Below are 9,456 nucleotides of genomic sequence, written 5' to 3'. Positions count from 1 at the left end.
CAACGACCTTCGGGTTATGAGCCCGACGAGCTACCAGACTGCTCCATCCCGCGATGTAAATAAGTTTGTTAAACTTTTGAAAATATGGCGGAGAAGATGGGATTCGAACCCATGCGCCGCTTACACGACCTGCCGGTTTTCAAGACCGGACCCTTCAGCCACTTGGGTACTTCTCCATGTAAACAAGTGGTGGACCCTGTAGGACTCGAACCTACGACCCGCCGGTTATGAGCCGGATGCTCTGACCAACTGAGCTAAGGGTCCAAAAACAGTTGGTGGCTGGAGTGAGACTCGAACTCACGACCTTCCGGGTATGAACCGGATGCTCTAGCCAACTAAGCTATCCAGCCAGAGTTAACGGGATTCAGTTTTCTTTAGGATGGTCGGGATGACAGGATTTGAACCTGCGACCCCTTGGTCCCAAACCAAGTGCACTACCAAGCTGTGCTACATCCCGGTAAAAACATAATGGCGCGCCCAGTAGGAGTCGAACCCGCAACCTTTTGATCCGTAGTCAAACGCTCTGTCCAATTGAGCTATGGGCGCATTTGTTCATCAAGTGCTCACTTACTATATCAGATTTCAGAACCCGATGCAAGCATTTTTTGAACTTCTGTTTCTGCCGACCGACTTCCGCCGGACTGCCTGTTTACTATATCTCTTCCAGCTCCCTCTGTCCATTACTTTTCGCCGGAAATTTCCGCCGGTGACACTTCTCCCTCTTTCATCACCGGCTCAGCTGCCATCATACATATCCCGGATCTCTTCACCCGATTTGACCTTCTCCAGAAACGCCATCACTTTTTCACCGTACTGCGGATCCTTGAATACCGAATTTGCATGGGCAGCATCCGGAATGACCAGCTTTGTTTTCGGGCTCCTGCAGGCGTCAAAATTCCGGTCCAGCATTTCAAAAGGAACAAACTCATCCCGGGCACCGTGAATAAACAGCACCGGGACTTTGATTCCGGCTGTCTGGGCAGTGGTGCTGGTCTGCTTCAGGCTGGTCCCGATCCACTTACCGGCCCACACCACTGCCAGATCCAGCACCGGAAAAGATGGCAGTCCAAACAAAGCCCGGGCCTGGGCTGCGAACTCTTCCCGGATTCCCGTAAAGGCGCAGTCTGCCACCACAGCCTGCAGTCCCTCAGGCTGCTCTCCCGCTGCATTGAGCACCGTGGCGCCGCCCATGGAGACCCCATGCAGGACCACTTCAGCCTTTGGGTCCTTCCGGCGGATTTCCCCGATCCAGTCACAGATGTCCAGCCGCTCCGGCCAGCCCATGCCAATATAGCGACCTTCACTTCCTCCATGAGCCCGTGCTGCCGGTGTCAGGATATGCCAGCCTTTCTTTATGCCAGCCTTTCTTTATATAGGACTGGGCGTATTTGGCCATGCCATCTGGCGCGTCATCGCCATATCCGTGGCAGAGAATGACCCAGTTGTGACTCTCCGGCTCTCCCAGCCGGTATCCCGCCTCCAGGTGCAGCCCGTCCCGGCTGGTCATGGTCCAGGTCTGACGGTTCTGCCCAAGCCGTGCGGCGGCTGCCCGAAAATCCGGCCAGCTGTGCTCTGTCTCGTAATCGAAATACGATGCCAGATTCAGCCGGGCTTTCCGGTCCAGGGCAAACCGTGCCAGAATCCGGGAAAAAAGAACGAGTCCTGCCAGGGAAATCATTACAAATGTCAGAAGGGCAATCCATTGCGCGTTCATTACAAGGAAAATGCAAATCAAGACAAAAATCGTCAGAATTATCTTTGGAACCTGTTTCATGATGGTCATATTCTCTATTTTTTCGGAAATTGTTATAAAAAGGATAAACCTTGCGGCAGCGGGATATGATAGAATGGTGAGGAAAGACGAAGAAAGAACAGGAAAGGAAAGGAAAACAGTTTCAGATACCGATTATGAACACGAAGAAATTATTTGCAGCTCTGACGGCTGTTTGTATTTCCGCCCAGGCAGCGGGTTTGACTGTCTTTGCTGAAACCATTGTACCGGATGACGGCCAGGAGGGCTCTTCATCCGCCAGCACAGACCAGCCTGGAACAGCGGATTCCGACATCACCAATACAGACCCCGTTCTCCCGGAAGAGGGAGACACCCCGGCGGCACCCGAAACTCCGGACCAGCCGCAGGAACCGGTCACACCGGAAGAACCGGATGACACCGACAAGCCGGAGACTCCGGACAAACCGGAGGAACCTGAAGAACCGAAGGACCCCGACGAACCGGAGGAGCCGAAAGATCCTGAGGAGCCCGAGGATCCCGAGGAACCGGAAAATCCGGAAGAACCCGAAGAACCGGCCGGGCCCGAACAGCCGGAGACGCCGGCACCCGAACAGCCGGCTCCCGTGCAGCCTGCAGTTCCGGTGGCACCCTATGAACCGGCATCTCCGGACAACACCACCTATCCCCTTCCCGCCGGCCCCTATGCGCCGCTGAAGGTCATCAACACCATGGAAGACGCACGGCTGACCATCCCCGGCCTCGGGGACATCCACCTGCTGCCGGACTTTGACAACGCCAAAGCCTGGAAAGGCTCTTCCAGCTCCTACAACACACCGGCGCTCTGGGGACAGTGCACCTGGTTTGCCTGGGGCCGCTTCTATGAAATCTACGGCTTCGATCCCGGCTTCACCGGAAACGGCAATCAGTGTGTGGATCAGCTGCTGGCAGCGCACCCGGACAAGTTCGTCCGCTCCGATACACCCGAAGCCGGTGCCGTATTCTCCAGCGACTATGACCACAACCACGTGGGCATCGTGCTGGCCGTGGATGAAGAACAGGACCTGATGCTCATCCAGGAAGCCAACTTCGACGGCATCTCCAACCCGGTGTGGGAAGAAGCCACACTGGACTGGAAAACCAGCGTGGTGACCCCGGAAATTCTGGAACAGGCCTACGGGCAGGTCACTTACGCCAACCCCATCCTGGATGCAGAACACCCCGAATACAACCACACGGTATTCCAGGACCGCTCCAAAGAACTGGAAGACACCGAGTTCGGCGACCTGGAATACTTCAGCTTCGACGAAGTGGAAGGTGTCTGGCACGGACAGCCCCTTGACCGGCAGACCGGCACCATCATGGGTCCCTCCGGCAAGGAAACCTACTACAACCTTCCCATGACCGGTGTGGTGAACATCATGCGGGCCATGGGCAACAAGGATCTGTACTGGGTACGCTCCGACGGATGCAAGATGCTCGGCCGCTACATCATGGTGGCTGCCGATCTCCGGGTTCACCCCAGAGGCTCCCTGGTGGAAACGTCGCTGGGAACCGGCATCGTCTGCGACACCGGCGAGTTCGCCCTCACCAACCCGTACCAGATCGACATCGCCGTGGCCTGGAGATAGTTTTTTCCCGGGTATAACCGGCTCATTGATCAGCCATACGTCCTGCAGGACCTGTGAACCTGCAGGACTTTTTTCCGCCTTCGTCCCGGTGCTGCCCGTGGTATGATGCTTCCATGCAGGAACCGACCCGCGCTCTGGAAGCGCTGAACACATATTTTGGCTATGACTCCTTCCGGCCGGGGCAGGAACAGGCCGTGAATACCATTCTTGCCGGACAGGATCTGCTGGCGGTGATGCCCACAGGTGCCGGAAAATCCGTCTGTTTCCAGGTCCCGGCTCTGACGCTGCCGGGGATCACCCTGGTGATCTCCCCGCTGATTTCCCTCATGCAGGACCAGGTCCGGGAACTGCTGGCAGCGGGCATCCCCGCTGCCTATTTCAACCGGTCCCTGAGCGCCGGGCAGTACCGGACGGCTCTGGCCCGGATGCGGCAGGGACAGTACAGGATTGTCTACGCCGCTCCGGAGCGGCTGACGGCGCCGGCGTTTCTGGACATCTGCCGGGAGCTGGAGATCAGCCTGATTGCGGTGGACGAGGCCCACTGTGTCTCTCAGTGGGGGCAGGATTTCCGGCCTTCCTATCTCAAAATCCGGGAGTTCATCGACTCTCTTCCAAAGCGTCCTCCTGTGGCTGCCTTCACCGCCACGGCCACCACACCGGTGAGAAAGCAGATCATCAGCCTGCTGGGGCTGCAGAATCCCGCGCTGGTGGTCACCGGCTTTGACCGGCCCAATCTCACCTGGCAGGTGCGGCGGGAATCCGACCGGAAAAGCGCCCTGGCTCACATCATCCGGCAGCGGCAGGATCAGTCGGGCATTGTCTATTGCGCCACCCGCAAAACAGTGGAGGAAGTGGCGGAGCATCTGCAGAAACTCGGCTTGTCCGCCCGGCCCTATCATGCGGGAATGAGCGAAGAGAAACGGCGGCAGACACAGGATGACTTCATCTATGACCGGATCCCGGTGATCGTGGCCACCAATGCCTTCGGCATGGGCATCAACAAGCCGGATGTGCGCTATGTGGTCCATTATCAGATGCCCGGGTCCATGGAAGCCTACTACCAGGAAGCAGGACGGGCGGGACGGGATGGAGATCCGGCGCAGTGCATTCTGCTCTACAGCCCCCAGGACCTGCGGCTGCAGACGTTCATGATTGAAAACGGCGAACCCAACCCGGAGCTGTCGGCTGAAGAAGCCGCGCTGGTGCAGAAGCGGGACATGGACCGGCTGTTTCAGATGCGGGCCTACGCCCAGTCCACCAGCTGTCTGCGTTCCCAGATCCTGCGGTATTTCGGGGAGGACCCGAAGGAAGACTGCGGCAAATGCTCCAACTGTCTGGCGGATTACGAAGACCGGGATGTGACAGCCGTGGCCATGGCGCTGTTTGCGGGAATCATCCGCACCGGGTCCCGGTTCGGGCAGAAGCGGGTGATCGAAGTGCTGCGGGGGGCGGACACGGAATTCATCCGCAGCCGGAACCTGAAAGACAACCCGGCTTACGGCAAGCTCCGGGAACACACAGCGAAATCCCTGGAGGAACTGACCGGGCAGCTGTGTGAAAACGGCTATCTGCAGATCACCGGAGACTACCCGGTGCTGTCCCTGACTAAAAAAGCCGTCCGGACCATTTCCTCCCACAGCCCGGTGGTGGTGAAAACCGCCACCTCCACGCAGCGCTATACCGTGCTGGCGGAAAGCGACGATCTCTTCGAAGCCCTGCGGCAGACCCGAAGGGAACTGGCTTCCGGGCACAGAATCCCGGCCTATGCGGTCTTCAACGATGCCACGCTGCACGCCATGGCTGCCAAAAAGCCCTGCACGAAAAGCGACATGCTTCGGGTACAGGGCGTGGGGGATGTGAAATTCCGGAAATACGGCAATGCCTTTCTGCGGACCATTCAGAAATGGAACCGGGAAAACGGGCAGGAGGAAGAAGCGGAAGACTGATTCTGCCCTCAGCCGAAGAGCGGTTTTCCCTGCAGTTCTTCCCGCAGCGCCGGATCGCAGACAAGATCCGCCAGATCCGAGAGGTCATCCCGGTCCCCCGCTTTGTCAAATCCATCCAGCACAAACTGATTCTCTCCGGTCAGATAAATATGTCTGTCCGTCACCCGGCCCAGTTCCAGCCGGGCTTTTTTTGCTTCTCTCAGCGCTTCTGTCAGCTGCCCGGTCAGGATCCGTTCTTCTGCCGGGGTCAGGGTGTGGTAGCGCCGGAAGACAGACAGCGGCAGCAGCCAGGGCTTCAGCACCTCCACCTGCCATCCGGTGCCCCCGGGGATCTTCATGATTTCATACTCCAGCGGCTTGAGCAGATGGGATTCCGGCCCGGCCAGCTGCAGCATGTCCAGGTCATGGGACAGCGCCCGGGCTTCTTCGAGACAGGATTCTTCCACCTCCGGCATGGATTTTCCCTGCATCATGAGATCGAAGACATCTTTCTGATCCCGGGGAAAGCGGAAGATTTCCCGCAGGCGATCCTGTCCGGCAACCCGGACATGGGCCTGCACATCGTTCAGTGTATCGACAACTGTGTATTTCATGTCTGCAGTGTCCCACAGGCATACGGTGCCGTCAAATATGCCGGCTTGTCACGGTCTCCTGCCCCTGCAGCCGGCATTCTCACATTTCCACAGGCTGCAACTGCAAAACAGCTGCCTCTAAGCCAGATCATTCAGGTCTGGTTTTAAAGGCAGCTGTTTTTATTTTTCAGCTCTCACAAGCATAATTAGCCGTTTCAGCCGAAAACTGCTCGCAAATCATCAATTGTCTTTGCCATCAGCATGGATTCCACTGCCTCATCGTTCCCGAGTTTACGGGCAATATCGGCCAGCAGAAGCATATGATTGCGGGCATACGCCGTATCATTGCTGACAGCGAACAGGAAGACCAGTTTAACCCCTTTTCCATCCAGGGTTTCCCATTCAATTTCTTCATCAAGTTTGGCAATGGCAATACCCACATTTGTGACAGAATCGCTTTTTCCATGGGGGATTGCAATATAGCTGCCAATTCCAGTACACCCCTCTGCTTCCCGCAGATAAATGTCTTTCTTGAATTCTTCAGCATTGTCTATATAACCAGCCTTCTGCAGTTTTCCGGACAGCTGAGTCAATATGTCATCTTTGTCCGTTGCATGGGCATTCAAGTCGATGACTCTGTCATCGAGAATATCATTCATTTTCATATAAATTTCCTTTAACACATATCCATTATCTGTGAATCATCCGTCATATTCACTTGATCAGATTTGTATACAGGTCGAAGGCTGAATCCATCTGTTTCAGTTTATCCAGTTCATCCTTCTGTTCCAGCAAAGCAACCAGCTCCTTGTAGAACACCTGTGTCCTTTTCTTGTCTTCCCTGGTGGACAGTTTCATCCCAAGAAGCACGACCACACCGCTTTCCGATTCTCCATCCCAGGAGACAGGATGATCCAGCACTGCAATTGCCACTATGGACTGGTTCACATATTCCGGATTTCCATGCGGCAGAGAGACATTATCACCTATATAGGTTGAAACAAGATTTTCTCTTTGCATTACTGACTCGTAAAACCCGCTTTTGACAAATCCCAGCTGCTCCATCTCCCGGCACATGTGCTGCAGGAGCCTTTCTTTGGTATCTATCTTCACTTTGGTGAAAATCAACTCCGGATGAAACAGTGGATGGCAAATTGGAGAGAACCGGCAAGCCGAAGTTTGGCGCTCAAGCCGTGCTTGTCGAATCCTTTCCATCAGCTCAGTCATGTACTGATCCTCCAGAAGATTCCCGATCATGATGATTCTGGAATCTTTCTGATGAATCGGAGCACGGGAAAGAATAAAGTCCGCATCCCGACAATCCGGATCTGTCGAATCATACCGGCTTACAACATGAATGGTTGTGATTTCCGGAAGATACTTTCGCAGCCGCTGGCAGACAAGACTTGCATAACTGCGGGAAAAATCTGCGATAACTGCCACTGTGCAGGATGAACGCTTTCGCTCCAGGGCTGCCTGAATAAGCAGAACCACATAGCCCAGTTCATCCTCGGTAATCTGGATTCCAAAATGTTTTTCGAACAGGAGACTCAGATACCAGCTGACTTTGAACAGTTGACGGTACTCCTGACGGATATATGGGAGAAGGGTATTTTTCTGCTGATCACCGTGCCGCAGGCGGAATACCGCTGAACGCAGATGATAGGCCAGACTCTCTCGAAACTGTTTGTCCATCGAAAGATCTTTTTCCAGAATCTGCGACAGAGTATCTACCAGTTCATCTACAAATTCTGCCAGGGTCGCATCATACTGTTCAATCGACTGCCAGACAGGCTGCTTGTCACTGGGTTTCACAAATCCAAAACAGATGATTCTGATGGCAAGAAAAATTATTTCCTCTTCTGGAAATTCTATTCCGGTCAGCGCTGACACTGATTTCAGAATTTCAGCAGCGAACAGATACTCACTGTACTGTGTCAGCAGTCTCGCATCCTCCTGAGGAATATACAGTTTTGTTTTCAGCCCCTGGCGACGGCAGGCAAGCCCGCAGAGAATCAGAGCATTTTGAAAGGAGGCAGAGGAAAGTTTGCAATTCCATTCCTGCTGAATCCGCTGAATGGCATTCATGATTCCATTCAGATCAAGACCATAGAAATACTGCTGAAGGAACTCTTTTGATTCCTGCTCTGGCAGACGATTCTGGATAAACTCCGCAAAAGCCGTTCGGTATTCATTCTCTGGTCCTTCCAGGTAAAATCCTCGTCCATGTTCATTAATCACGCGAAGACCTGTCGACTCCAGATATTTCCTTGCTTCACGGACAGCTTTGAGGACAGTGGGACTGGAAAGATAAAGTGAATCAGCAAGCTGTCTTGTCGTCAGTGCCTGTCCCTGTGACAACAGAAACAGTCTGCAAATCACCATATTGACTCTGTTGTGACCGCATAGAGAAATTACGGGTGTCTCTGACAGAAGATTTTCCATCTGACGTATCTGATTGACATCAGCCACCAGCGTCATTCCGATTCTAGGCTTTTTTTCAATGGTTCCCAATCCCTGCTCCTGCAGAAAATCCTTGGCCAGATTCACCCGCAGCCGAACCGCTTTTTCTGAAATACTCAGAGATGAAGCCAGACCGGATGCACTGACGGTTCGTTCTTTCAAAAGGATCCGCAACACTTCAAATACATTTGAATCAACAACGGTCTGACTCATAACTGACTCCTTTCGCTTTGCTTTTATCGGTAGAGAGAAGCCTTTCCGGTGGAATCAAAGAGACTGCATTTCTCTTTCACCACCTCAGCACAGGCTTTCATGGGCTCCGGGTAAATTTCCAGCGGTTCTCTGTACTCGGGATGGTCTGAAAGTACCTTACGGGTTTTATCATAGAATGCCTTCTTTATATCACTGGAAATATTGATTTTGCAGATACCGTTTTTAACAGCTTCCCGGATTTCTTCATCCTTATTGGAAGAACCACCATGCAGTACCAGAGGGACTTTTACCTGATCTGTAATTTCATTGAGAATATCAATACGCAGCTTAGGCTTCATGTTTGAAGGATAGATACCATGAGCTGTACCAATAGCTACTGCAAATGTATCGATTCCTGTATCCTCAATGAACTGCTTCGCTTCTTCCGGAACGGTGTAGATAACTCCTTCCGTGCCTCCCTCAATGGAATTACCGGTGGAGCCGATGGTTCCCAGTTCACTTTCCACTGATACGTTGCAGTTGTGCGCAGTTTCCACCACTTTTTTGGTGACCGCCACATTCTCCTCATAAGGAAGCCTGGAAGCATCAATCATGACAGAAGTCATGCCTGCTTGAATGGCTCTGCATACTGTTTCATAAGTATCTCCATGATCCAGATGAATAACAACCGGAACCGGTGATTTATGAGCCTCTTCAATCATGGCGTGCACTTGTGTATCCCCGACAAAATTGAATTCATCCGGACTCATCTCCAGAATCACAGGCGAGTCCAGTTTTTCCACTTCCCTCATGACTGCCTTAAGCAGCTGGTCACTTCCAATGTTGAATGCCGGTACAGCAAATCCATGTTCTTTTGCAGGGGCTAGAATTTCGTTCATTGTCATCAGCATAGTTATTTTTCC

Annotated in this window: 8 protein-coding genes, 5 tRNA genes and 1 pseudogene; 2 read left to right on the top strand and 12 right to left on the bottom strand. The window is 53.4% G+C overall.

Annotated features, from left to right (window positions below):
* Positions 1 to 85: 85 nt before the first annotated feature.
* The 7 genes from QZ305_RS05405 to QZ305_RS05375 form a co-directional block, all read right to left on the bottom strand.
* A tRNA-Ser gene (locus QZ305_RS05405) sits at positions 86 to 176 on the bottom strand.
* An 11-nt stretch (positions 177 to 187) separates the two neighbouring features.
* Positions 188 to 264, bottom strand: a tRNA-Ile gene (locus tag QZ305_RS05400).
* A 9-nt stretch (positions 265 to 273) separates the two neighbouring features.
* Positions 274 to 350: transfer RNA gene (locus QZ305_RS05395), tRNA-Met, on the bottom strand.
* Between the two features lie 30 nt (positions 351 to 380).
* A tRNA-Pro gene (locus QZ305_RS05390) sits at positions 381 to 457 on the bottom strand.
* Between the two features lie 12 nt (positions 458 to 469).
* A tRNA-Arg gene (locus QZ305_RS05385) sits at positions 470 to 546 on the bottom strand.
* Positions 547 to 735: 189 nt separating this feature from the next.
* A complete protein-coding gene (locus QZ305_RS05380) occupies positions 736 to 1,335 on the bottom strand; it encodes an alpha/beta hydrolase (RefSeq protein ID WP_294730667.1) in 600 nt (199 codons plus the stop codon).
* Positions 1,301 to 1,714, bottom strand: a complete 414-nt coding sequence (locus tag QZ305_RS05375; RefSeq protein WP_294730666.1) for a hypothetical protein — start codon at positions 1,712 to 1,714, stop codon at positions 1,301 to 1,303. Before QZ305_RS05375 ends, QZ305_RS05380 begins: the two co-directional genes overlap by 35 nt.
* A gap of 194 nt (positions 1,715 to 1,908) precedes the next feature.
* On the opposite strand from QZ305_RS05375, the gene QZ305_RS05370 reads away from it, so the two are divergent.
* Both QZ305_RS05370 and recQ read left to right on the top strand, forming a co-directional pair.
* A complete protein-coding gene (locus tag QZ305_RS05370; protein WP_294730665.1) occupies positions 1,909 to 3,360 on the top strand; it encodes a CHAP domain-containing protein in 1,452 nt (483 codons plus the stop codon).
* Between the two features lie 113 nt (positions 3,361 to 3,473).
* A complete protein-coding gene (gene recQ / locus QZ305_RS05365) occupies positions 3,474 to 5,306 on the top strand; it encodes a DNA helicase RecQ (RefSeq protein WP_294730663.1) in 1,833 nt (610 codons plus the stop codon).
* A gap of 8 nt (positions 5,307 to 5,314) precedes the next feature.
* On the opposite strand, the gene QZ305_RS05360 is transcribed toward recQ, so the two are convergent.
* The 5 genes and pseudogenes from QZ305_RS05360 to QZ305_RS05345 all read right to left on the bottom strand — a co-directional run bounded on the left by QZ305_RS05360 (position 5,315) and on the right by QZ305_RS05345 (position 9,444).
* Positions 5,315 to 5,899 (bottom strand): hypothetical protein, encoded by a 585-nt coding sequence (locus tag QZ305_RS05360; RefSeq protein WP_294730661.1) that lies wholly within the window; start codon positions 5,897 to 5,899, stop codon positions 5,315 to 5,317.
* A gap of 194 nt (positions 5,900 to 6,093) precedes the next feature.
* Positions 6,094 to 6,543: a fructose PTS transporter subunit IIA gene (locus QZ305_RS05355; protein WP_294730659.1), complete on the bottom strand. Its 450-nt coding sequence runs from the start codon at positions 6,541 to 6,543 to the stop codon at positions 6,094 to 6,096.
* Positions 6,544 to 6,592: 49 nt separating this feature from the next.
* Complete coding sequence (locus tag QZ305_RS05350; protein WP_294730658.1) at positions 6,593 to 7,693, bottom strand: transcription antiterminator; 1,101 nt, start codon at positions 7,691 to 7,693, stop codon at positions 6,593 to 6,595.
* A gap of 33 nt (positions 7,694 to 7,726) precedes the next feature.
* A pseudogene (locus tag QZ305_RS11780) lies at positions 7,727 to 8,323 on the bottom strand (helix-turn-helix domain-containing protein); the annotation flags it as partial.
* A gap of 254 nt (positions 8,324 to 8,577) precedes the next feature.
* Complete coding sequence (locus tag QZ305_RS05345) at positions 8,578 to 9,444, bottom strand: ketose-bisphosphate aldolase (protein ID WP_297565633.1); 867 nt, start codon at positions 9,442 to 9,444, stop codon at positions 8,578 to 8,580.
* Positions 9,445 to 9,456 lie beyond the last annotated feature (12 nt).

The sequence above is a fragment of the uncultured Faecalibaculum sp. genome (assembly GCF_910588395.1).
GTDB lineage: Bacteria > Bacillota_I > Bacilli_A > Erysipelotrichales > Erysipelotrichaceae > Faecalibaculum.
The sequence above is the reverse complement of the archived record's forward strand: the minus strand, read 5'-3'. Positions and strand labels throughout refer to the sequence as shown.

Bases quoted from the DNA above. Each gene is read 5' to 3' on its own strand.
- QZ305_RS05370 (WP_294730665.1), top strand. From the start codon at position 1,909: ATGAACACGAAGAAATTATTTGCAGCTCTGACGGCTGTTTGTATTTCC.
- QZ305_RS05355 (WP_294730659.1), bottom strand. From the start codon at position 6,543: ATGAAAATGAATGATATTCTCGATGACAGAGTCATCGACTTGAATGCC.
- QZ305_RS05345 (WP_297565633.1), bottom strand. From the start codon at position 9,444: ATGCTGATGACAATGAACGAAATTCTAGCCCCTGCAAAAGAACATGGA.
- recQ (WP_294730663.1), top strand. From the start codon at position 3,474: ATGCAGGAACCGACCCGCGCTCTGGAAGCGCTGAACACATATTTTGGC.
- QZ305_RS05360 (WP_294730661.1), bottom strand. From the start codon at position 5,899: ATGAAATACACAGTTGTCGATACACTGAACGATGTGCAGGCCCATGTC.
- QZ305_RS05375 (WP_294730666.1), bottom strand. From the start codon at position 1,714: ATGAACGCGCAATGGATTGCCCTTCTGACATTTGTAATGATTTCCCTG.